Source organism: Cryobacterium sp. MP_3.1 (genome assembly GCF_035984795.1).
Lineage (GTDB): Bacteria > Actinomycetota > Actinomycetes > Actinomycetales > Microbacteriaceae > Cryobacterium > Cryobacterium zongtaii.
This window is the reverse complement of sequence record NZ_JAXCHV010000010.1, coordinates 26,238-48,632: the sequence shown is the minus strand read 5'-3', so window position 1 is coordinate 48,632 and position 22,395 is coordinate 26,238. Positions and strand designations below refer to the sequence as shown.

At 71.3% G+C, this 22,395-nt stretch carries 24 protein-coding genes; 14 read left to right on the top strand and 10 right to left on the bottom strand.

Annotated elements, in window-relative coordinates:
- Entirely contained in the window at positions 1–267 is a 267-nt protein-coding gene (locus tag RCH12_RS08715; RefSeq protein ID WP_088455361.1) for a hypothetical protein, read from the bottom strand.
- Positions 268–355: 88 nt separating this feature from the next.
- Here RCH12_RS08715 and RCH12_RS08710 point away from each other — a divergent pair, with 88 nt between their 5' ends.
- From RCH12_RS08710 to RCH12_RS08695, 4 genes are read left to right on the top strand one after another with little or no spacing between them, the layout of a single operon-like run.
- Entirely contained in the window at positions 356–895 is a 540-nt protein-coding gene (locus RCH12_RS08710; protein ID WP_088455362.1) for a phosphoribosyltransferase, read from the top strand.
- Positions 892–1,623 (top strand): Type 1 glutamine amidotransferase-like domain-containing protein, encoded by a 732-nt coding sequence (locus RCH12_RS08705; RefSeq protein WP_088455363.1) that lies wholly within the window; start codon positions 892–894, stop codon positions 1,621–1,623. Before RCH12_RS08710 ends, RCH12_RS08705 begins: the two co-directional genes overlap by 4 nt.
- Before the next feature lie 3 nt (positions 1,624–1,626).
- Positions 1,627–2,346 carry a uracil-DNA glycosylase gene (locus RCH12_RS08700; RefSeq protein WP_327016637.1) on the top strand — a complete coding sequence of 240 codons (720 nt, stop codon included), beginning with the start codon at positions 1,627–1,629 and terminating at the stop codon, positions 2,344–2,346.
- A 25-nt stretch (positions 2,347–2,371) separates the two neighbouring features.
- Positions 2,372–2,950: a GNAT family N-acetyltransferase gene (locus RCH12_RS08695; RefSeq protein ID WP_088455365.1), complete on the top strand. Its 579-nt coding sequence runs from the start codon at positions 2,372–2,374 to the stop codon at positions 2,948–2,950.
- 14 nt (positions 2,951–2,964) lie between these two features.
- Here RCH12_RS08695 and RCH12_RS08690 read toward each other — a convergent pair whose 3' ends face one another.
- Positions 2,965–3,789: an SDR family NAD(P)-dependent oxidoreductase gene (locus RCH12_RS08690; protein WP_327016636.1), complete on the bottom strand. Its 825-nt coding sequence runs from the start codon at positions 3,787–3,789 to the stop codon at positions 2,965–2,967.
- A 55-nt stretch (positions 3,790–3,844) separates the two neighbouring features.
- Between RCH12_RS08690 and RCH12_RS08685 the strand changes: the two genes are divergently transcribed.
- The 5 genes from RCH12_RS08685 (at position 3,845) to RCH12_RS08665 (ending at position 8,654) form a co-directional block, all read left to right on the top strand.
- Positions 3,845–5,272, top strand: coding sequence for an amidase (locus RCH12_RS08685; RefSeq protein WP_327016635.1), 1,428 nt, complete (start codon positions 3,845–3,847; stop codon positions 5,270–5,272).
- Positions 5,273–5,336: 64 nt separating this feature from the next.
- Positions 5,337–5,816 carry a Fur family transcriptional regulator gene (locus RCH12_RS08680; RefSeq protein ID WP_103460825.1) on the top strand — a complete coding sequence of 160 codons (480 nt, stop codon included), beginning with the start codon at positions 5,337–5,339 and terminating at the stop codon, positions 5,814–5,816.
- 38 nt (positions 5,817–5,854) lie between these two features.
- Positions 5,855–7,357 carry a catalase gene (locus RCH12_RS08675; protein WP_327016634.1) on the top strand — a complete coding sequence of 501 codons (1,503 nt, stop codon included), beginning with the start codon at positions 5,855–5,857 and terminating at the stop codon, positions 7,355–7,357.
- A 120-nt stretch (positions 7,358–7,477) separates the two neighbouring features.
- Entirely contained in the window at positions 7,478–7,645 is a 168-nt protein-coding gene (locus RCH12_RS08670) for a hypothetical protein (RefSeq protein WP_165791160.1), read from the top strand.
- A gap of 70 nt (positions 7,646–7,715) precedes the next feature.
- On the top strand, positions 7,716–8,654 hold the full coding sequence (locus RCH12_RS08665; RefSeq protein ID WP_103460820.1) for a siderophore-interacting protein: 939 nt from the start codon (positions 7,716–7,718) through the stop codon (positions 8,652–8,654).
- On the opposite strand, the gene RCH12_RS08660 is transcribed toward RCH12_RS08665, so the two are convergent.
- The 6 genes from RCH12_RS08660 to RCH12_RS08635 form a co-directional block, all read right to left on the bottom strand.
- Positions 8,614–9,024: a Fe-S oxidoreductase gene (locus RCH12_RS08660; RefSeq protein ID WP_088455370.1), complete on the bottom strand. Its 411-nt coding sequence runs from the start codon at positions 9,022–9,024 to the stop codon at positions 8,614–8,616. The genes RCH12_RS08665 and RCH12_RS08660 overlap by 41 nt on opposite strands.
- Entirely contained in the window at positions 9,024–10,505 is a 1,482-nt protein-coding gene (locus RCH12_RS08655; RefSeq protein ID WP_327016633.1) for a dihydrolipoyl dehydrogenase family protein, read from the bottom strand. Before RCH12_RS08655 ends, RCH12_RS08660 begins: the two co-directional genes overlap by 1 nt.
- 48 nt (positions 10,506–10,553) lie before the next feature.
- Complete coding sequence (locus tag RCH12_RS08650) at positions 10,554–11,345, bottom strand: crotonase/enoyl-CoA hydratase family protein (RefSeq protein ID WP_103460817.1); 792 nt, start codon at positions 11,343–11,345, stop codon at positions 10,554–10,556.
- Positions 11,346–11,381: 36 nt separating this feature from the next.
- Positions 11,382–12,215 carry an arginase family protein gene (locus tag RCH12_RS08645; protein WP_103460921.1) on the bottom strand — a complete coding sequence of 278 codons (834 nt, stop codon included), beginning with the start codon at positions 12,213–12,215 and terminating at the stop codon, positions 11,382–11,384.
- Between the two features lie 58 nt (positions 12,216–12,273).
- Positions 12,274–12,933 carry an NADPH-dependent F420 reductase gene (locus RCH12_RS08640; RefSeq protein WP_327016632.1) on the bottom strand — a complete coding sequence of 220 codons (660 nt, stop codon included), beginning with the start codon at positions 12,931–12,933 and terminating at the stop codon, positions 12,274–12,276.
- Between the two features lie 73 nt (positions 12,934–13,006).
- Entirely contained in the window at positions 13,007–13,738 is a 732-nt protein-coding gene (locus tag RCH12_RS08635) for a PspA/IM30 family protein (protein ID WP_088455373.1), read from the bottom strand.
- Positions 13,739–13,842: 104 nt separating this feature from the next.
- Between RCH12_RS08635 and RCH12_RS08630 the strand changes: the two genes are divergently transcribed.
- The 3 genes from RCH12_RS08630 to RCH12_RS08620 are packed head-to-tail and all read left to right on the top strand — an operon-like array spanning position 13,843 to position 16,831.
- Entirely contained in the window at positions 13,843–14,394 is a 552-nt protein-coding gene (locus tag RCH12_RS08630) for an RBBP9/YdeN family alpha/beta hydrolase (RefSeq protein WP_165787967.1), read from the top strand.
- The gene (locus RCH12_RS08625) at positions 14,394–15,725 is read left to right on the top strand and encodes a M20/M25/M40 family metallo-hydrolase (protein ID WP_327016631.1); all 1,332 of its coding nucleotides are present in this window, start codon (positions 14,394–14,396) and stop codon (positions 15,723–15,725) included. The genes RCH12_RS08630 and RCH12_RS08625 overlap by 1 nt, the downstream gene beginning before the upstream one ends.
- Positions 15,722–16,831 (top strand): FAD-dependent oxidoreductase, encoded by a 1,110-nt coding sequence (locus tag RCH12_RS08620; RefSeq protein ID WP_327016630.1) that lies wholly within the window; start codon positions 15,722–15,724, stop codon positions 16,829–16,831. Before RCH12_RS08625 ends, RCH12_RS08620 begins: the two co-directional genes overlap by 4 nt.
- A 154-nt stretch (positions 16,832–16,985) precedes the next feature.
- Here RCH12_RS08620 and RCH12_RS08615 read toward each other — a convergent pair whose 3' ends face one another.
- On the bottom strand, positions 16,986–19,088 hold the full coding sequence (locus RCH12_RS08615; RefSeq protein WP_327016629.1) for a TPM domain-containing protein: 2,103 nt from the start codon (positions 19,086–19,088) through the stop codon (positions 16,986–16,988).
- Positions 19,089–19,298: 210 nt separating this feature from the next.
- On the opposite strand from RCH12_RS08615, the gene RCH12_RS08610 reads away from it, so the two are divergent.
- A complete protein-coding gene (locus RCH12_RS08610; RefSeq protein WP_241983625.1) occupies positions 19,299–20,096 on the top strand; it encodes a gamma-glutamyl-gamma-aminobutyrate hydrolase family protein in 798 nt (265 codons plus the stop codon).
- Between the two features lie 50 nt (positions 20,097–20,146).
- Here RCH12_RS08610 and RCH12_RS08605 read toward each other — a convergent pair whose 3' ends face one another.
- On the bottom strand, positions 20,147–20,680 hold the full coding sequence (locus tag RCH12_RS08605) for a TetR/AcrR family transcriptional regulator (RefSeq protein WP_327016628.1): 534 nt from the start codon (positions 20,678–20,680) through the stop codon (positions 20,147–20,149).
- 105 nt (positions 20,681–20,785) lie between these two features.
- Here RCH12_RS08605 and RCH12_RS08600 point away from each other — a divergent pair, with 105 nt between their 5' ends.
- Entirely contained in the window at positions 20,786–22,330 is a 1,545-nt protein-coding gene (locus tag RCH12_RS08600; RefSeq protein ID WP_327016627.1) for an MFS transporter, read from the top strand.
- The last annotated feature ends 65 nt before the right edge of the window (positions 22,331–22,395 follow it).

The following is a 22,395-nucleotide window of genomic DNA, read 5'->3' as shown; positions in this document are numbered from 1 at the left end:
TTACGGCGCCATCCCGGACTCGACCGGCACGAATTCCACGTTGTTGGTGGGGTGCACGGTCTTCGCCGGCGCGCGGGAAAAGCCCTTGGCATCCAGGCGGTTCTCGGCGCGGAAGGTAGCCAGCGCCGTGTCGTACAGGTCGTTCAGCCGAGCGCCGGTGTACTCGCCGGTCGTGCCGTCGGTGAAGAGAATCGCGATGGGGGTCTTGCTGGGGAAGTGGCGGTTCATGCGGATGAAACCGTGGGCGTCCTGGTGCAGTGTGATCATGGGTCAATTCTCCTGTAACCGGGGCGTCGCCGCGGAACCGGGCCCTTCGGCCGCGCACTGCGGCCGCCCGAGGTTCTACCATTGACAAATGCAACCCGACCAGCAGCAAACCGCGCCCCCCGCCACCATCGACCCGCCGCGCGAGGTGCTGGAGTGGACCGACTTCGCCGACGCCTCCAGGTCGCTGGCCTCGACGGTGCTGGCCAGCGGCTTCCAGCCCGATGTCGTGATCGCCATCGCCCGCGGCGGACTGCTGCTCGCCGGAGCCATCTCCTACGCCCTCGGCACCAAGAACTGCGGCTCCATCAACGTCGAGTTCTACAGCGGCATCGACGAGCGCCTGCCCGAGCCCGTGCTGTCCGGCCCGATGCTCGACGCCCCGGCCCTCGCGGGCCTGCGGGTGCTGCTGGTCGACGACGTCTCCGACTCCGGCCACACCCTCGCCCTCGTGGTCGGCATCCTCAAGGAATCGGCCGGTGAGGTGCGCTCCGCCACCCTGTACACCAAGCCGCGCACCGTGCACGTGCCCGACTTCACCTGGCGCGAGACCGACGGCTGGATCGTCTTCCCCTGGTCGTCGCTCCCGCCCGTTACGGCCACCCCGCTCACCTCGGTGGTCGACGCATGAGCATCCACCTCGTCGGCGGCGGCTGGGCCCCCGAAAACGACACCGAGAACGACGCGGCGGTCTTCGGGCCGTTCCTGGCCGAGGCCGCCCTGCGGGCCACCGCCGCCGGCCGCACCGACCCGCGGATCGCGATCATCGTGGTGCGGAACGGCGACGGCGACGACCACGCCGCCAAACTTGTCGCCGCGCTCGAAGCAGCCGGCCCGCTTGACCCCGTCATCACGTCGCTGGCCCTCGATGGCCTGGCGACCCTGCTGGCGGTGGCGGATGCCGACGGCATCGTCATCGGCGGCGGCCTCACCCCCGCCTATCTCACGGCCGTCGCGCCCATCGCCGGTGAGATCCGCCGCCAGGTGGCCGCCGGCATCCCGTACCTGGGCTACTCCGCCGGCGCGATGATCGCGGCCGAGCGAGCCCTGCTCGGCGGCTGGCGCATCGGCGGCGTGCCGGTGAGCCCGCAGGAGGCCTCGGAAGACCTCGACGAGATCACCATCGAGAACGGCATCGGCCTGCTCGACGTGACCGTCGACGTGCACGTCGCCCAGTGGGGCACCCTGAGCCGCATGGTCGCCGCCACCGAGGCCGGACTCATCCGCGGCGGCCTCGCCGTGGACGAGGGCACCGTGCTGATCGTGGGCCAGGGCACCCTCGGCGTGGCCGGCGCCGGCAGTGTCTGGACCGTCAGCGAATCCGAGGGCGGGGTGCTGGTGAGCACCTTCGGCGCCTAGCGGATGGCAGAACCCGCGCTGATCGCGGCGCCGATCGACCCCGGTTGGGCGCGCGCCTTCGGCGTCCCCGGCGCGGGGGATGCGCCGGTCGACGTGAACACCGTGGACCCGTTCGCGGCCCCGCTCGCCTTCGCGCGGGCCGACGCCGCGGCCGGCGAACGGGTGCTGCCCGCGCCGGAGCACATCCTGCGGGCCTTCCGGCAGCCGTTCGCCGACGTGCGATTACTCATCGTGGGCCAGGACCCGTACCCGACCCCAGGGCATCCGGTGGGCCTGGCCTTCTCGGTGGCCGCTGAGGTGCGCCCGGTGCCGCGGAGCCTCGGCAACATCTTCACCGAGCTGCACGACGACCTCGGGCTGCCGACCCCGGCCACCGGCGACCTCACCCCCTGGACCCGGCACGGCGTGCTGCTGCTCAACCGGGTGCTCACGGTGCGGGCCGGCGCCGCGGGCTCGCACCGGCGACACGGCTGGGAGGCCGTGACCGAGCAGGCCATCCGGGCGCTGGCCGCCCGCGGCACGCCGCTGGTCGCCATCCTCTGGGGCAAGGACGCCGAAAACCTCGCCCCGCTACTGGGAGACACCCCCACCATCGTCTCCGCGCATCCGAGCCCGCTGTCGGCCCGACGTGGATTCACCGGATCGCGCCCGTTCAGCCGGGCGAACGCGTTGCTGGCCGCGCAGGGCGCCGCGCCCATCGACTGGTCGCTGACGGTAGCCTGAACAGCATGTGGAGAGGACCCGTCCGGTGTTAGAAGAGGAATACCAGCCCCGTCGGCGGCTGCCGCGTCACCTGTCTCCGGCGCCGGCGCCCGAGGCGCCGTTCGAGTACGCGCTGCGCGACGCGGTGGAGACCGACCTGCCCCATATTCAGGAGATCTACAACTATTACGTCGCGAACAGCACCGTCACCTTCGACGAGGATGCGATGACGCTTGCCGAATGGCGCGACAAGTTCCACTACCTGGCCAAGCTCGGCATGCCGTTCATCGTCGCCGAGTCCCCTGCCGGCCAGCTGCTCGGCTACGCCCTGGTGAGCCCGTGGAAGCAGAAGAAGGCTTACAGGTTCACCGTCGAGAACTCCATCTACCTCGGTGCCGCCTCCACCGGCAAGGGGCTGGGTCGGGTTCTGCTGGCCGAACTCATCGAGCGGTCCAGGGCCGCCGGCCTCAAGGAGATCATCGCCGTGATCGCCGACCAGGGCGCCGACGCCTCGATCAAGCTGCACCAGGACTTCGGTTTTGAGGAGATCGGCCGGATGGGCAAGGTCGGCTTCAAGTTCGAGCGTTGGCTGGGCACCGTTCTGCTTCAGAAGAGCCTGAAGTAGCGGCAGCCGGCAACTCAGCGGCGCGACAACCGCCCGGTCACCGTCACCACGGCGCGCCGGGGTGCCGTTCCGGCCAGCCAGGCGACGACCCGGTTCTGGCCGCCGACGACGGTGTGCGGGGGAGTCGTGGCCGCGTCGAGAGCGGCGAAGGCCGTGTGCATCACCTCGTCGACGCTCATCAGGCGCCGCGGCCCGTCCGGTGACCGCCGGGCGACGGCGTAGAACTCGGTCTCGGTGGGGCCGGGGCACACCGCGGTGACCTTGAGGCCGGTGGCCCGCGTCTCGTACCAGAGCGCCTCGGTGAGGCTGAGCACGTAGGCCTTGGCGGCGGCGTACACGGCCAGCCGCGGCACCGGCTGGAACGCTGCGGTGCTGGCCAGGTTCACCAGTGCGGCCCCGTGCGGATGGGCGAGGGCCGCGGCCTGAAGACCGGGCAGCAGGGCGTGGGTGAGATCCGTCAGCGCCGCCACGTTCACGGCGACCTGGTCGTGCACCCGGCTGGCCGGCGCATCCACCAGGGCGCCGAAATGGCCGAAGCCGGCGTTGTTGACCAGGGTGGCCACCCGGATGTCGCGTTCGGTCAGGTCCCGCACCAGCTCGGGTACGGCGCCGGGTTCGGCGAGGTCGAGCGGAATCACCGTCGACACGGTGCCGTATTTCTCGGCCAGGTCCACCGCGAGGGCCTCGAGGCGGTCGAGCCGCCGGGCGGTGAGCACCAGGTCGGCGCCGCGGCGGGCGAGCTCGTGCGCGAAGCCCACCCCCAGCCCGCTGGACGCGCCGGTGACCAGGGCGGTCGTGCCCATCGGGTTGTACAGCGCGGCAGTCTTGGTGCGGGTCATCCTCCGAGGCTACCCGCGCCGGGGTTTCCGGCGCCAGCATGGCTAGGCTCGGGGGATGGCCGACCTCTTCGAACTGACCGCCCTCGACCAGTGGCGGTCGCTGCAGCGGGGCGAGATCAGCCCCACCGACCTCACCGAGCACTACCTGGCCCGCATCGAGCGGCTGAACCCCGGGCTCGGCGCTTTTGTCACCGTGACCGCCGAGGCCGCCCTGGCCAGGGCCTGGTTCGTGGAGAACGAGGTGCCCCGCACCGCACCGCTATGGGGCCTGCCCTTCGGCGACAAAGATCTGCAGCTGCGCGCCGGCGTGCCCGCGCGCCTGGGCTCCCGGCTGATGCGGGACAACGTGCCCGAAACCAGCGACCTGCTCGTGCAGGCCCTCGACACCGCCGGCGGAATCAGCCTGGGCAAGACCAACACACCCGAGTTCGGCCTGCCCTCCTACACCGAGAGCCTGGCCGCCCCGCCGGCCCGCAATCCCTGGAACCCCACTTTCGGCGCCGGCGGCTCCAGCGGCGGCGCCGCGGTGGCCGTGGCCGCCCGGATGCTGCCGTTCGCACCCGGGAGTGACGGCGGCGGCTCGGTGCGGATCCCCGCCGCCGCCTGCGGCCTCGTCGGCCTGAAGCCGTCCCGGGGCCGAATTCCGGCGGCGAGCGGCCTCGACGTGCCCGGCGGACTGCCGGTAGCCGGCCCGCTGGCCCGCACCGTGGCGGATGCGGCCCTGCTGCTGGACGCCATGATCGCGCCGGGCGGCGGCCGGCCGGAGCATCCGTTCTCGGTGCGGGCGCCCGGGGGAGACGAGCAGCTGCTCGGCGCCGCCATCCGCGGTGAGGGCCGGTACCAGCTGGGCGTGATGACCACCTCGGCCTGGGACGACGCCTACGAGATCAGCCTGGCTCCCGAGGCCCTGGCCGCGCTCACCTCGGCCGTGGACGGCTTCGCGGCGATGGGGCACGGCATCGAACAAACCGCCCTCACGGCAGACCCGAGCTACGCGCCGGCCTTCCGGGCGCTGTGGCAGCTCAGCGCGGCCCGGATCCCCGCCGAAACCCCGGAGCAGGAGGCCCTGCTCGAACCCCTCACCCGGTGGCTGATGCACCGCGGCCGTTCGCTGACCGGCCGCGCCGTGGCCGAGGCGCTGAGCACCCTGGCCGCCTACGAGCGCTCGTTCATCCGCCAGCTGGCCCGCTTCGACGCCGTGCTCACGCCCGCGCTGGCGCTGACCCCGCGACCTGTGGGCTGGTACGACGCCACGGATGGCGAACGCAACTTCGCCCAGCAGGTGCAGTACACGCCGTTCACCTCGATGGTGAATGTCTGCGGCCTGCCGGCCATCACCCTGCCCGTCGCGCAGACCGCCGACGGGCTGCCGATGGGTGTTCAACTGATCGGCCGGCCGGGCGGCGAGGCCACCCTGCTGGCGCTCGGGGCGCAACTGGAGCGCAGACTCCGCTGGCAGGACCGGGTGCCGGCCGGCCTGTGACCGGCGTGTCTTGTTTTGAGTGATTCAAAACAACTGCTAGCGTGAGGGCATGCACAGACACGGAATGGACGACCAGGCGATACCCGCCGCCCTCGACCACGCCGCCGACCATGCCGCCGAGATTCGCGCTGCGGGACTGAAGGTCACCGCACCCCGGCTGGCCGTGCTTGGCGGGCTCGCCGAGTCTCCGCACGCCACCGCCGACCAGCTCTTCGAGGCCGTCAGCCGGCAACTGCCCGGCACCTCCCTGCAGGCGGTCTACGGTGTGCTCGGCGCCTTCAACACCGCCGGTCTGGTGCGCCGCATCGAACCGGCCGGCTCCGCCGCGCTGTTCGAGCGCCGGGTGGGCGACAACCACCACCACATCGTCTGCACGAACTGCCACAGCGTTCGCGACGTGGAGTGCGTGACCGGCGAAGCTCCCTGCCTGACCCCGTCTGACACCGCCGGCTTCGTCGTGCAGACCGCCGAGGTCACCTTCTGGGGTCTCTGCCCGGACTGCCAGACCGGCACGACGCTCCCCTCGACAGCCACCGACTTCTAAACGACGCGAACGACCAGCACATGACACGAAGGAGCACCATGACAACACTGCCCCCCACCACCACCCAGACCGGAACCCCGGTTCCCAGCGACGAGCACTCCCTCACCGCCGGCGCCGACGGCGTCACCGCCCTGCACGACCGCTACCTGGTCGAGAAGCTCGCGCAGTTCAACCGCGAGCGCATCCCGGAGCGCATCGTGCACGCCAAGGGCGGCGGAGCGCACGGCGTTTTCGAAGTCACCGGTGACGTGTCCGCATACACCCGCGCGGCGCTGTTCCAGCCCGGCGCGCGCACCGACACCCTGCAGCGCTTCTCCAGCGTCGCCGGCGAGCAGGGCAGCCCGGACACCTGGCGCGACGTGCGCGGCTTCTCGGTGAAGTTCTACACCCAGGAGGGCAACTACGACATCGTCGGAAACAACACCCCGGTGTTCTTCATCCGCGACGGCATCAAGTTCCCCGACTTCATCCACTCGCAGAAGCGCCTGCCGGGCTCCGGCCTCCGCGACGCCGACATGCAGTGGGACTTCTGGACCCTCTCGCCCGAGTCCGCCCACCAGGTGACCTACCTGATGGGCGACCGCGGCCTGCCGCGGTCCTGGCGCACCATGCCCGGCTTCGGCTCGCACACCTACCAGTGGATCAACGCCGCCGGTGAGCGCTTCTGGGTGAAGTACCACTTCACCTCCAACCAGGGCAACATCGAGATGGAAGGCGCAGAGGCCGAGCTCATCGCCGGCGCCGACGCCGACTACTACCGCCGCGACCTCTACGAAGCCATCGACGCCGGCGACTTCCCGTCCTGGGACGTGCACGTGCAGGTCATGCCCTACGAAGAGGGCAAGACCTACAGGTTCAACCCGTTCGACCTCACCAAGGTCTGGCCGCACGCGGACTTCCCGCTCATCAAGGTGGGCACGCACACCCTCAACCGCAACCCGGGCAACTTCTTCGCCGAGATCGAACAGGCCGCGTTCTCGCCGGCCAACTTCGTGCCCGGCATCGCCGCCAGCCCCGACAAGATGCTGATGGCTCGTATCTTCTCCTACCCGGATGCCCAGCGCTACCGCGTGGGCACCAACTACAACCAGCTGCCGGTGAACGCGCCCCAGGCCCCGGTGCACAACTACTCGCAGGATGGCGCCGCCCGGTACCACTTCAACGACGCCAGCGCCCCGGTCTACGCGCCCAACTCGCTCGGCGGCCCCGTCGCCGATCCGGCCCTCGCGGGCGACGGCAGCTGGGAGTTCGACGGTGCGCTGGTGCGCAGCGCCGCCACCCTCCGCTCCGAGGACGACGACTTCGGCCAGGCCGGCACCCTCTACCGCGACGTCTTCGACGACGCGGCCAAGGCCCGGTTCCTGGAGACGATCACCGGTGCCGTCGGTGGCGTCACCCGCCCCGAGGTCAAGGAACGCGCCATCCAGTACTGGACGAACGTGGACGCCACCCTCGGCGCGAGCCTCAGGCTGAACCTGGCCACCGACGCTGCGGCCGACTCGGCCAACGTGGCCGCCGAGCCCGTCGGCGTCGGCGAGTAACACCCGCACCACCTCACTCGCGCGGCCGGCCCAGCCGGCCGGCCGCGCGATCACACACCACCACCAGCACGCGTCCAATGAAGCTCTGCGTCGAAACCAGCCCCACCCGACAGGAGCATCATGAATTCCTACATCAGCATCGCCAGCCCCCGCACCGATCGTTCAGCCGAGCCGGCCGGCTACGTGAGCAGCGGACAGCCCGCCGCGATCCCCACCGGCTACGTCAGCCCGGCCACGCGCCGCGGCGCGGGCAGCTACGTCGCCAGCGAGTGGGTCACCGCCGCGTAGCGACCCACCTCGGAACCGTTCACCGGAAATCGCTAGGTGAAACATAGGTAAGGCATGCCATACTTAGGCCATGCTTACCTCGACAGTCGCTCCCGCGCCGGCCGCCGCACGCGTGCGGGCACCGCGCCCCAGCTACCGCCCGTTCGCCGTCTCGGTGGCCCGCGTGCAACGTCTGTCGACAAATTTCACCCGGGTGACCTTCACCGGCCCCGACCTGCACGAATTCGGTACCGCCGGCCTCGACCAGCGCATCAAGATCGTCCTGCCGCTGCCCGGGGTCGGCGTTTCGGCGTTCCCTCGGAACGACTCCTGGTACGAGACCTGGCGCGACCTGCCCGACGAGCGCCGCAATCCCATCCGCACCTACACGGTGCGGCACGCCCGGCCCGAGCACCGCGAGGTCGACATCGACTTCGTCACCCACGGTGACGCGGGCCCCGCGTCGCGCTGGGTGCGCGCCGCCAACGTGGGCGACGAGGTCGCCATCGTTGGACCGGTCGCCGACGGTGACAACCCGGTGGTCGGCATCGAATGGGCCCCCGGCAACGCCAACACTGTGCTGCTCGCGGGCGACGAGACCGCCGCTCCGGCGATCTGCGCAATCCTCTCCGCCCTGCCCCGCACGGCCAGGGGCTGCGCCTACATCGAGGTGCCGGAGGCCGCCGACGCCCACGAGACGAACGCGCCGGATGGTGTCACCGTCACCTGGCTGCCCCGCAACGGCGCCGGTCACGGTTCCGCGCTCGAATCCGCCGTTCGGGGCTGGACGGCCCGCTTCCTGACCGCACACCACAGCGGTACCGAGCTGCCCGACATCGACATCGACGAGAGCATCCTCTGGGAGGTGCCGGACGGATCGGCTCTCGACGGCGAGCTCTACGCCTGGCTGGCCGGTGAAGCCGGTGTGATCAAGCGGCTGCGCCGCTTCCTCGTCTCCGAGGTCGGCATCAACCGTCGCCAGGTGGCCTTCATGGGGTACTGGCGTGACGGGCGCGCGGAGCACGCGTAGCCGCACGCTTCTGGCGTAGGTAGCCGCCCTTCTCCAGGCCCGCCTCGATCTCGAACCGGTTCTTCAACGGGTCCCGCCCGGCGAGCAGATACAGCAGCGGAAAAAGCATGCCGTAACGTTGCCACTGCACTTTGTGCACGGCCTCGTGCTCGAGCACATCCGCCGTCACGTTCTGGTTGGTGAGGTAGACGGCGCCCACGCAGGAGCCGCCGCGGCCGAACGACCAGGCGGGCAGGCCGCGGAACACGAACAGGCCGTTCCGGCGTTCGACGCGGCCGGTGCTCCAGATCGCACCCCAGACCAGGCCGACGGCGGTGGCGTACAGATACCCGGCCCGGCTGAGCGGGGAATCGAGCAGAAGCCGTCGCATCAGAGGCTCCGGTCGCTGCTGGCCGGCGGCCGGCCGTAGGCCTCGAGTAGCCGCAGCCAGACCTCGCTGAGGGTGGGGTAACTGGGCACAGCGTGCCAGAGCCGGCTGATCGGTACCTCGCCGACCACGGCGATGGTGGCCGCGTGCAGCAGCTCGCCGACACCGGCGCCCACGAAGGTGACACCCAGCAGCACCTCGGTGTCGAGGTCGACGATGGCGCGGGCCTGCCCGGTGTAGCCGTCGGCCAGCACGCTGGCGCCGGCGACCCCGGCCAGGTCGTAGTCGAGCACCCGGATGCGGTAGCCGGCCTGCTCGGCCGCCGCGGCGGTCAGCCCGACCGAGGCCACCTCGGGGTCGGTGAAGGTCACCTGCGGCACCGCGGCGTGATCGGCCGTGGCCACGTGGGTGCCCCACGGGGCGTCGTCGACCACCGTGCCCCTGGCGCGGGCGACGATGACGTCGCCGGCCGCACGGGCCTGGTACTTGCCCTGGTGGGTGAGCAGCGCCCGGTGGTTCACGTCGCCGGTGGCGTAGAGCCAGTCGCCGGCCAGGGCGGCGGAGTCGCCGGTGACCAGCAGGGTGTCGTCCACGTCGACCCAGTCGCCCGGGGTGAGGCCCACGGTCTCGAGGCCGAGGTCCTGGCTGCGCGGCACCCGTCCGGTGGCCACGAGCACCTCGTCGGCCGTGATGGTGCGGCCGTCGGCGAGCACCAGGGCCACCTGGCCGGTATCGATGCGGCGGGCGGCGGTGGGGCTGGCGCCGGTGAGCACCTGGACACCCGCGTCGGCGAGGGCGGCGGCCACCAGCTCGCCGGCGAACGGTTCCTGGTCCCGCAGCAGGGAGCTGCGCACGAGCAGGGTCACCTCGGCGCCAAGCGACCGGTACGCGGCGGCCATCTCCACGGCGACGACACCACCGCCGATGATGGCGAGATGGCCGGGCAGGTTCGTCACCGAGGTGGCGTCCCGGCTGGTCCACGGTGACACGTCGGAGAGGCCGTCGATGTCGGGCAACAAGGCGCTGGACCCGGTGCTGAGGACCACGGCGTGCCTGGCAGTGACGACCACCGGCCCATCCGTCGTCTGCACGGTGACCTCGCGCACGCCGCTGAGCCTGGCGTGGCCGCGCAGCAGGTCGATGCCCGCGGAGGCCAGCCAGTCGGCCTGGCTGTCGTCGTTCCAGTCGTGCGTGAAGGTGGTGCGGCGCCCCAGCACGGCAGCCACGTCGAGCTGCCCGGTGACCGCCTCGGCCGCGCCGGCCACCCGGCGGGCCGCGGCGAGGGCGGCGCCGCTGCGCAGCAGCACCTTGGAGGGCATGCAGGCCCAGTATGAGCACTCGCCGCCGACGAGTTCGGCCTCCACGATGAGGGTGCGGAGGCCCCCCTGCACGGTGCGGTCGGCCACGTTCTCGCCCACGGCGCCGGCACCGATCACGATGACGTCATAGCTACGGGTGGCGGGCATCGCTGCAGAGTCGGTCATCGTCGCAGCCTACCGACCGTTCCCGGGAGGAATCCAGAGTTCGCCAGACTAGCGTCCCTGGAACGCGGCGGGCTGGCGCGAGAGGAACGCCTCCATGCCGATGCGGGCATCCGTCGACCCGGCCAGGCGCGCCAGGGCGGGCTGCAGCTCGGCCTCGGCCGCTGCAGGTCCGTCACGGAGCGCCGTGCGGGCGCTGGCGAGGGTGGCCTGCACGGCCAGCGGCGCCTGCGCGGCGATGCGCTCGGCGAGCTCGATGGCACGGTGCAGCTCGCGACCGTTCGGCACGATCTCCTGCACCAGCCCCATCCGGTGCGCCTCCCTGACGTCGAACATGTCCCCGGTGAGCAGCCAGCGCATGGCATTGCCCCAGCCGGCGGCGCGCGGGAACCGGATCGTGGCGCCGCCGAACGGCAGAATGCCCCGGCTCACCTCGATCTGACCGAACCGGGTGGACTCGGCGGCGACGACGATGTCGCTGGCCAGCATCAGCTCGATGCCCAGGGTGAGGCAGGTGCCCTGCACGGCGATCACCACGGGCTTGGTCAGCGCGGTGCCGTCGACCTGCCAGGGGTTGATGCCGCCCTCAGGCACGATGTCGATACCGTCGGGGCCGAGCCGCGGGCCCACATCGGCCAGGTCGAGCCCGGCGGTGAAGTGCTCGCCGAGAGCGTGCACCACACCCACGCGCAGCTCCGGGTCACGCTCCAGCTCCCCGTAGGCCAGCGCGAGCTGCTGCAACATGGCGAAGTCAGCCGCATTGCGCTTCTCGGGCCGATTCAGCCCGATCAGCAGCAGGTGCCCGCGCCGCTCGGTCACGACTCTCAAGTCCTCCGTGGTCATGGTTGATCTCCTTCGATCAGGCAAGCGAAAAGGTCGTCAGCGGGTGATCGCGCTGATGATGCGCAGGATGCTGGGCAGGTCGTCGTTGGCAGCCTCGGGGGAGGACGGCGCGAAGCCGGCGATGGTGGCGCCGGCCAGCGAGAATTCGGCGCGGAGCGCCGTGATCGCAGCGGTGAGGCCCTCCACGGCCAGACCGAACGGGTAGATGTTCGACAGGCCGACGATCGTGGCAGGATCGAGCACGTCGAGGTCGATGTGCACATACACGTGCGCGGCGCCCGTGCGCTTGACCGCGGCCACGACCGCCGCCGGGGTGCCGAAATCCTCCACCGGCACCAGCGGGATGCCCTGCTCCGTGATGTAGACATCTTCGGCCGGGTCGATGTCGCGCACGCCGGCCAGCACCACCCGGTCCGGGCTGAGCCGGGCATCGGCGTCGAGCGCGAGACCGTCGACGCCGTCACCGAGGATGGCGCGCAGCACCATGCCACCGAAGCCACCGGACTGCGAGGATTCGCTGGTGTGCAGGTCGGGGTGGGCATCGAACCAGACCAGCGCGATGTCGCCGGGGTGCCGGCGGGAGGCGTGCTCGACGGCGCCGAAGGACACCCCGCAGTCGCCGCCGATCGTGAGCACCGGCTCCGAACCGGCGCGGAGCACGGCCAACTGCCGGTCACGCACCGTCAGCAGCGCCGAGAACCGGTGGATGCCGGTGTCCAGGGCATCGCCCGCTTCGGCGGGCACGTCGACGGGAAAGGTGACCGAGGAGGGCAGGTCGCCCTGGATCGCCTCCGCCCCGTCGACCAGGCGCATCGCGCGCGGAGAAACCGAACCTTGCCACTGCGGCACGACCACGTAGTTGGGGGACACCACCCCAGTATGCCCCTCGGCCCCGGCCGGGCGCATCTGCCAGTTCGGGGGCGTCGGCCTAGACCGCCTGCGGCATGTCCCGGTAACGGATGGCCGCGCTCACCGCCTCGCGCAGCTCGAATTCGTCCATCCGCGGGCCGTAGCCCGGGGTGTCGCGCTGGATCCGCCAGCCCTCTTTCAGCGGGCCGAGGTCCACGGTGTCGAAACCGAAGTCGTCCAGCAGCGCAGTGACAACCGCGCGGGCCTCGGGGTCGTTGCCGGCGATGACGAGGGCACGGCGATTCGCCGAGCCGGCCGGCTGGCCGTCGGTGGTGAGGTCCGCGGCGTAGATGTGGTTGAACGCCTTCACGACCCTGGCGTCCGGCAGCAGGTCCTGCAGCAGCTCGGCGGTCGTCGAGGTCTCCTCGTCGAGGGCCACGATGTTGCCGTCCCGCTGGGGGTAGTAGTTATTGGTGTCGATCACGAGCTTGCCGGCCAGTTCGGGCAGCGGCAATGTGTCGATGGCGTGCAGCGGGATCGTGACGATCACCAGATCTCCGGCCGCGGCGGCCTCTGCGGGCAGGGCGGCGCGGGCCCGCGGCCCGAGTTCGGCCACCAGGCCCTCGAGGGTCGCCGGGCCGCGGGAGTTGCTCACCACGACGTCGTATCCGTTGGCCACGCCGAGGCGGGCGAGCTGGCTGCCGATATGACCGGCACCGATGATTCCGAGAGTAGTCATGGTGGTGACAATGCAGAACGGCCCCGGGGTATTCCCGTGGCCGTTCCGGATTCACGCTGTGTGAGGCGGTGCGCTACTGCTCGATCGAGGAGGGCGAACCGGCCTTGAGCGCGGCGAGGCGGGCATCCACCTCGGTGAGCTCACCGAGGTCGTCGAGGCTCTCGAACTGCGCGTCGAGGCTGGATGCGGCGAGTTCGCTGGCGCCACGCACCTTGGCCTCTTCGCGGCGGATCTTCTCCTCGAACCGGCTGACCTCGCTGGTGGGGTCCATCATGTCGATGCTCTTCACGGCATCCATCACCTGCGACTGCGCGGCAGCGGTCTTGGACCGGGCGATGAGCTCGCTGCGCTTGGCGGTGAGCTGGCCCAGCTTGGTCTTCATGGTGTTCAGGCCGGTCTTGAGCTGCTCGACGACGGCGGTCTGGCTCATGATCTGCGGTTCGGCGTCCTTCGCCTCCTTCTCGGACTGCAGCTGGCGGCCGAGGGCCACCTTTGCCAGGTTGTCGAACTTGTCGGCGTCGGCGGCGTTGCCATTCGTGCGCAGTTCGTCGGCCTTGCGGCTGGCGGCGAGGGCCTTTCGGCCCCACTCGCCGGCGGCCTGCACGTCTTCGCGGTGGTCGTCTTCGAGCATTCGCAGGTTGCCGATGGTCTCGGCGATCGCGCTTTCGGCATCGGCGATGCTGTTGGTGAAGTCACGCACCATCTGGTCGAGCATCTTCTGGGGGTCTTCCGCGGAGTCCAGCATCGCGTTGATGTTCGCCCGGGTGAGCTGGGCGATGCGGCCGAAGATCGACTGCTTGGTCATGTGAGTGTCCTTTCGAAGGGTGTCAACGCTAAGAAGCTACCGCGTTCCCCTGCACCTTCGCCCGATTCATCGGCAGCGTCGCCGCGGCGGATAGTGTGTGTTGCATGCCGACCCCCCTGAGCCTGACAATCGTGCCGGGCATCAACGACTCCAACGAGAAGCACTGGCAGTCCCGCTGGCAGGCGACACAGACGGATGCCGTGCGCATCCGCCCGGCCTCGTGGGACGAGCCTGACCTCGAGAACTGGATCGCCGCCGTGGACGCGGCCGTCACCACGCCGGACACGATCCTGGTGGCGCACAGCCTGGGCTGCCTGGCCGCCGCGGCCTGGCTGGCGCAGAACCCCGGCCGCGTGCGCGGCGCCCTGCTGGTGGCGCCGCCGGATCGGTTCGGAGCCGGGTTCCCGCAGGCGGCGCCGAGCTTCCGTTCGGCCGAACCGGTCCTGCTCGGCGTCCCCGCCCTGGTGATCGCCAGTGCTGACGACCCGTATTGCGCTCTCGGCACCGCCCGTAACCTGGCGGCCGCATGGGGCGCCGGCTTCGTCGAAGTGGGCAACGCCGGGCACCTCAACGCGGCCAGCAAGCTCGGCGCCTGGCCGGCCGGCCGGGCCATTCTGGACGAGTTCGCCCACAGCCTGGCGGGAATGGTGCGCTGATGACCGACCCGGATGTGCTCACCCGCCAGACCGTCGACCTGCTGCGCGATCTCATCCGCAACGCCTGCGTGAACGACGGCACCGCCGACTCCGGCGGCGAGATCCGCAGCGTGCGCACCCTCGAGGGGTTCTTCGCCGGCTCCGGGCTCGAGCTCGAGGTGGTGGAACCGCACCCCGGCCGGGCATCGCTGATCGCCCGCCTCCGCGGCACCGACAAGACCGCCCCGTCGCTCGCACTGGTCGGTCACACCGATGTCGTACCGGTGGACCTGGACGGCTGGAGCCGCGACCCGTTCACCGCCGAGCTCGTCGACGGCGAGATCTGGGGCCGGGGCGCCCTGGACATGCTCTACCTCACGGCCAGCTACGCCGTCGTGATCCGCGATCTCGCCATGGGCCCGTTCCGGCCGCGCGGGGACCTGGTCTTCGCGGCCGTCGCCGACGAGGAGAGCGGCAGCCGGCACGGAGTGGGCTGGCTCACCGAGCACCGCCTCGACCTCATCGACGCCGACTTTGTGCTCACCGAATCCGGCGGCGCGCCCGTGGGCGTGCGGCCGTCGATCACCACCACGGTGGGGGAGAAGGGCATTGCTGGCCGACGCCTGGTCGTGCACGGCACCCCCGGCCACGGCTCGGCGCCCTGGGGCGCCCGCAACGCCGCCGTGATCGCCGCCGAGGCCGTGAGCCGGTTGGCCCGGTTCGAAGCGCCGGTGCAGATCACCGCGGACTGGCGGCACTACGTGTCGGTGCTCGGCCTTCCCGCCGAGCTGGCCGAGCGGCTCACCGACCCGGCCCGCATCGACGACGCCGTGCACGAGCTGGGCACCCTGGCCGGCTTCGCTCACGCCTCAAGCCACACCACCATCTCGCCCAACATCGTGCGCGCAGGCACCAAGGAAAACGTCATCCCGTCGCTGGCCACCGTCGACCTCGATATCCGGGTGCTGCCCGGCACCGACGCCGGCCACGTGGACGCCTACCTGCGCCACGCCCTCGGCGAGCTGATGGTCGACATCGACATCGTCGGCGACAGGTTCGAGGCCGCCACCCGCTCCTCGGTGGACACCCCGCTGTTCACCGCGCTGAGCTCTGCGGTCGCCCGCGCCTACCCGAACGCCGACCTGCTGCCGGTGCTCAGCGTCGGCGGCTCCGACGCCCGGTTCTACCGGCGCCGCGGCATCCCCGCCTACGGCTTCGGCCTGCTCAGCCCGCGCTGGGACTACGGCACCTTCCGGATGCTGTTCCACGGCAACGACGAACGCATCGACGTGGCCTCGATCGCCCTCACCGTCGCCGCCCTCGACTTCACAGTGCGGGAGGTGCTCGGATGACCACCCGTGTCGACACCCTGGTGCTCGGCGGCGGCGCCATGGGCTCAGCGGCCGCCTGGGAGCTGTCCCGCCGCGGCCGCGAGGTGACCCTGCTGGAACGCTTCGACCGGGGGCACACCACCGGCGCCTCGCACGGCGCCTCCCGCAACTTCAACCTCAGCTACTCCGACCCCACCTACGTGGCCATGCTGGTAGAGGCGCTGCGGCTCTGGCGGGAGCTCGAGGACGACGCCGACACCACGCTGCTCGAGCAGGTGGGCCTGGTCAACCACGGCCAGGGTCAACCGTTCGCGGCGGTGCACGCGGCCCTCACCTCGGTGGGGTTCGACCCCGAACTGCTGGCCGTCGACGCCGCGCGGGAACGCTGGCCGGGCATCCGCTTCGACACCGAGGTGCTCTACACGCCGGAGGCCGGCCGCCTGAACGCGGATGCGTCGGTCGACGCGCTGCAGAGCGCTGCGGCCGCCCACGGCGCGCGCATCGAGCACGGAATGCCGGCCACCCGGCTCACGGTGATCGGCGATGACAGGGTGCTGGTAGACACCGACACCGAACAGTTCGAGGCCAAACGGGTGATCGTCACGCTCGGCGCCTGGACCGACACCCTGCTCGCCGGGCTGCTGCCGTTGCCGCGCCTGGTGGTCACCCAGGAGCAGCCGGCGCACTTCGCCGTGCTCGACACCAGCTTCACCTGGCCGGGCTTCAATCACGGCTACCGGACCGGCACGCCCGGTTACGAGTACTGGCGGTCCCCGGTCTACGGCATGCACACACCGGGGGAGGGCATCAAGGCCGGCTGGCACGGCGTGGGCCCCGTCGTCGACCCCGACCGCCGGGACTTCACCGCCGAGCCCGAGCAGCTGCTGGCCCTGCGCCGTTACGCCCGCGAATGGCTGCCCGGCGCCGACCCCGACGACTTCGCCGCGATCAGCTGCACCTACACGACCACGCCGGACTCGAACTTCGTGCTCGACCGGCGCGGCCCGGTGATCGTGGGCGCCGGCTTCTCCGGCCACGGTTTCAAGTTCACCCCCGCTGTCGGCCGGATCCTCGCCGACCTGACGGTCGACGTGCCCGCCCCGCCCCTGTTCGCGCTCGGGCGGTAACGCCTGGCTGTCGCGCCCAGTTGCGGCAAAGTGCCCCTTCCGGCTCGTTGAAAGGGTCTGTTGCGGCATGCCGACACCACCGCCACTTCAGGCCCCTTCCTGAGCATCGAAGGGGCCTCAACTGTCATCTCGCGGCGGGAGGTTGAGGCGAGTTCTAGAAGCGGCCGCCACCGCCCCGCCGGCCGCGGGTGCCGCTGCCGCCGAAGCTGCCGGGGCGTCCGCCACCGCCGAAGCCGCCGCCACTGCTGCGCCGACCGCCACCGCCCATCCCTCCGAAGCCGCCACCGCCGCCACCGCCACCGAACATGCCGCCGCCCCCACCGCCGCCGCCGAGGATCTGGCCGATCAGGATGCCGCCGAGCACGGCTCCCATCGAGCCGTTGCTGCCGCCGCGCCGGCTGGCCCCGCCACCGCCGAAGAAGTCGCCGAAGTCATCGTCATTGGTTGAGAAACTGTCCACGTCGCGCCGGGCCAGGGCCGTCGCCTCCGCGGCCAACGAGCCGGCCCGTTGGGACACGGCCAGCGCGGCGGCCGGGTCACTGGCAACGAGAGAGTCGGCCTGCGCGGTCAACCGGCCGGCCTCGGCCAGGCGGGTGCGCGCCTCGGCGCCGACCGCACCGCGCCGGGCCGTGATGAAGTCCTCCGCCGCCGACACCTGACTGCGCGCGGACTGCAGGCTCTGGGCCAACGCCGCCTGCAGGCGCTGCGCCTGCAACTGGGCGTTGCGCACCCCCTGCAGCGCGGCATCCATGGCGGCATTCGCGGCCTCGAGGGTGCGCAGCAGCTCGATCGGGTTGATCGGCGGCGCGGCCAGGCTGGCGCGCACCTCGGCCAGCGTCTGCTCGGTGCGGGCGATCACCCCGGGAACCGCGGCCGACGCCTCGCCCGCAGCGGGCAGCGAGCGGGCGGCGACCAGATCGGTGTCGAGGTCGGCGAGCATCGCAGGGATGCCGGCCTCCGCCCGCTGCAGGTCGGCGGCCAGCCTGTCGACGGCGTCGACCAACAGTTTGGCCTGGTCGATGGCCTCCTCAGCCGCGCGGATGTCCACGGCCGCGGCGCCCGGTTCGCCGGCGGCGAGCTGGGTGCGGGCTTCGGCCAGCGCGTTGATGGCGAAGGTGAGCCGTTCGGCGGCCTGCTCGGGGTTGTCGGCGACGGTGTCGATCGCGGCGGGGGCGTACCGAGTGGCGAGTTCCGCCACCCGGGCCTCGGCCTGGTCGAGGAGGGCATCGACGGCAGCCAGCTCGGTGTCGAGCTCGGCCGCGGCGGCCGGGGCGTTAGCCTCCAGCTGGCGCAACTCGTCGAAGGCGGCGGCCTGCTCGTCGAGGGCACGGTTGGCCTCGGCGCACAGGGCGATAATCTGGCGGTACCAGGCCCGCACCTGCTCCTCGGTGTCGGGTTCGGCGTCGTCGAGGCGCTGCTGCAAAGTGAACGCCTGACTGAGCTTGCCGGCCGCGCCGCTCACGGCGGCCTGGAAGGGTTCCGCGGCGGCAGCCCCGTACGAGGCGAGCGCGAAGCCCACCTCTTGGCCGCTGGTCTTGATGGCGTCGTCAGTCTCGATCAGCGCGCTCGACGCCTCCCGTTTCAGCTCGGCCGTCGGCACCTCGTCAGTGGGCTTGCCCTGGCCGGTGACGGGGGCGGTGCCGCGCCGCCGCAGCACCACGATCACGATCGCGACGATGCCACCAACCACGGCGAGCACCAGCAACACGGCGATCCAGAGCGGAAAACCGCCGTCGGAGCCGCCGGAACTCGGGCTAGCCTCGCCAGGAGTGATGACGGGGGCGCTGAGGGGCTCGCCGGCCACACTCTGCTCCATGGCTGCGGCACCGTTGATGGCGGCGCCGGCCCAATCGTTCTCCCGCAGCGACGGTTCGATGGCGGTGTTCTGCACCTCGGCGAGCTGGGCCTCGTCGAGCACGAAGTCGGTGGCGACCGACAGCTGGTACTGCCGGTCATCCGTGGCCACGGCCAGCAGCACATCGTTGTCGCCGAACCCGTTGTCCACGGCGGTCTGGTCGGCCCAGGTCGACGTGTCGTCCACCCCGTCGAAGCTCGACACGTAGGCCACGAACAGGTCGATCTGGGTGCCGGCGAAGAGCTCATCGAGGGCGGCGACCACCTCGGGCTCCCGGTCGCCGAGCGCTCCGACGGTGTCGACGATGTGACTCTGATCGAACGTCACCGGGTCATCCGCCCTGGCGGGTTGCGGTTCGCCGACTCCTACCCCGAGCACGGCGAGGACGGCCCCGAGCAACACGGTCGCGCCTATCCGGGGGAGTGCCGGTCGTATGCGCGTACGGCTGGGCTGCATGGATGATCTCCCTCGGATGCGGTGACGTGTCGAGCATAGAACCCCCGGCACTGTTGCGCCCTGTTACCGCGAACCGGATGCCGATGGCGCGGCTCAGGCACACTGGAACCCGCACCATCCGCACCCCACCAACCGATCCCGTCACGGAGGCGAGTCATGACCACCACCCAGCTCGCCACCATGACCGCCCTGCCCGCGCCGTCGCTACCCGAACGGCCCACCCTCGCCGTCATCGAGGTCACCCGCAGCCGGCCCGATCGCCCGGAGTACCACGCCAAGGTGCAGACCCTCAACGCCACGGTCGTCGACGCCGGCACCGACGGCGGCTGGACCGTCGTACGCCTGGCCGCCGCCGACCTCGACGCCCCCGCGCTGCTGGACCTCACCGACTCGGCCGATGCCGTCGTGATCGTCGGCGGCGAAGACATCGACCCGCGCTTCTACGGTGCACGGGCCGGCTACCCGGGCGAGACGCCGCACTTCATCGACGCCGACGAGGGCCAGATCGCGCTCGTGCAGCGCGCCGCCGACCGGGGCACCCCGGTGCTCGGCATCTGCCGCGGACTGCAGATCATCAACGTCGCCCTCGGTGGCGACCTCGTCCAGCACATCGACGACGGCATCCACCGCAACATCGGCGTGCCCATCGACGAGATCCTCTCCACCCACGCTGTCGTCCTCCGCTCCACCAGCACCCTCGCCGCGGCGCTCGGCGACACCCGCATCTCGGTTCAGAGCGCCCACCACCAGAGCGTCGGCCGGCTCGGCGCCGGTCTCACGCCCGTGGCGACCGCCCCCGACGGTCTGGTCGAGGCCGTGGAGCACCGCACCCTCCCGATCACCGGGGTGCAGTGGCACCCCGAGGCACCGGATGCGCCCGCCTCCCAGCTGCCCCTGCTGCTGGCGTCCCTCTACCGGGCGGTCGCCGCCGCCGAGGTCGCCGAGGCCGCCTGACCCTCTCGCCAGCCGTGAGTCAGGCCCCGAAAACCGGCGGTTTCGGGTGCTTAGCTCACCGTTCGCGGGGCGAGGCGGGCCAGGAACGCGGGGATGTCCAGCTCGTGTTCGAAGGGCTCGCCGATCGTCGTGGCGTTGTAGTAGAGCCCGTCGGCCAGAAGCATCGTGGCCCGGGCCAGGTCGGGGTCGCGCAGATCCTCGTTGAGGATGTCGAAGTAGCGCCGCCGCATATCCACGATCACGGCGTGGGCGCGCGGGTTGCGGCGGGCCAGAGATCCGCCGGCCAGGGTCGCCCGGTCCAGCGGGCTGTTCACGTACTCCGCCATCGCCACGTAGGACGCGGCGGCGCCGGCCGGGGCGGCGCGCATCCGTTCGTATTCGGCGTCGGCCAGCCTCTCGAGCCGGTCGATGAGCGCCGTCTCCAGGCCGTCCCGGGAACCGAAGTGGTAGAGCAGCCCGCCCTTGGTGACGCCGGCTGCACGGGCGACGGCGTCCAGCGACGCGCCGGACCCGCTGGTGTCGATGAGCAGTTCCTGGAACGCGGTGAGGATGCTCTCGCGGGCGCTGTCGCGGTGTTGGGCCATGACCGCCACTTTACTGTACTGGGTGGTATAGTCTAAATCTGCTGTACCCGATGGTGCAGTAAAACTCGCCGTTCCCCGGAACCCCGAATCTTCAGCCAGGTAGACATGAGCACCACAGACGACATCCGCACCTCCGACCTCTCCACCGCCGTACCCCGCGCCGGCCGCCGCGAATGGGCGGGCCTGGTGCTGCTGATGCTGCCGGTGCTGCTGATCTCGGTGGACAACACCGTGCTCAGCTTCGCCCTGCCGGCGATCAGCCTGGACCTGCGCCCGAGCAGCACGACTCTGCTCTGGATCGTCGACATCTACCCCTTGGTGCTCGCCGGGCTGCTGGTGGCCATGGGCACACTCGGCGACCGGGTCGGCCGGCGCAAGCTGCTGCTGATCGGCGCGACCGGGTTCGGCGTGGTCTCGGCCCTGGCCGCGTTCGCGCCCACCGCCGAGATGCTCATCGTGGCCCGCGCGGTGATGGGCTTCTTCGGCGCCATGATCATGCCCTCCACGCTGTCGCTGCTGCGCAGCCTGTTCCGGGATGCCCGTCAGCGCACCCTGGCGATCGCGGTGTGGGCCGGCGCCTTCGCGGCCGGCTCCAGCCTCGGCCCCATCGTCGGCGGTGTGGTGCTCCAGCACTTCCACTGGGGTGCGGTGTTCCTCATCGCGGTGCCGTTCCTGCTGCCGCTCGTCGCCCTCGCCGGGGTGCTCATCCCCGAGTCGAAGGACCCGGCGCCGCTCCGCATCGACCTGGTCAGTGTGGCCCTGTCGCTGCTCACCCTCGCCCCGCTGGTCTTCGCGATCAAGACCCTCACCCACGACGGTGTCGGGGTGCTCGGTGTCGGCGCGCTGCTGCTGGGCCTGCTGGCCGGGGCACTGTTCCTGCGCCGCCAGCTGCGGATCGACAACCCGCTGCTGGACCTCACCCTGTTCCAGCACGCCCCGTTCGCCGGGTCGGTGCTGGCCAACTTCCTCGCCGTGTTCAGCCTGGTCGGCTTCCTGTTCTTCGTGTCGCAGCACCTGCAGCTGGTGCTCGGCCTCGACCCGCTCGCCGCCGGCCTGCTGCTGCTGCCCGGGGCCGTGCTGTCGGTCGTGGCCGGCCTGGCCGCGGCCTACGTGGTGCGGCGGGTGCCGCCGCGCCTGGTGATCGTGGGCGGAATCCTGCTCTCCGCGGTGGGCTTCGGCCTGATCGTGCTGCTGCGGGAGAACCTCACCGCCGGGGTCGTGGTTCTGGCCTTCGGCATCCTGTCGGTGGGCGTCGGCGCGGCGGAGACGATCTCGAACGACACTATCCTCAGCTCGGTTCCGCCGGACAAGGCCGGCGCCGCGGCCGGGGTCTCCGAGACCGCCTACGAGCTGGGTGCCGTGCTCGGCACGGCCGTGCTCGGCGCGATCCTCGCGGCGTCCTACCGGGCCAGCGTGGTGCTGCCGGACGGCCTCGGCCGGGGCGCGGCCGCCCAGGCCGGTGAGACCCTCGGCGGTGCGCTGGGCGTGGCCGGCGAGCTGCCCGCCGCCGACGCTCTCGCGCTCACCGAATCGGCCAAGGCCGCGTTCGACAGCGGGGTGGGTGTCACGTCGATCATCGCCGTGGTGCTGATGCTGATCGCCGCTGTGGCGGTGCAGCTGAGCATGCGCCCCCGCCGTCCCCGCGGCTAGAGGTCGCCGCCCGCCGACGTGCCGCAAAGTGCCAGCCGCCCCCTCGCGCTCAACCGGCCGCCGGG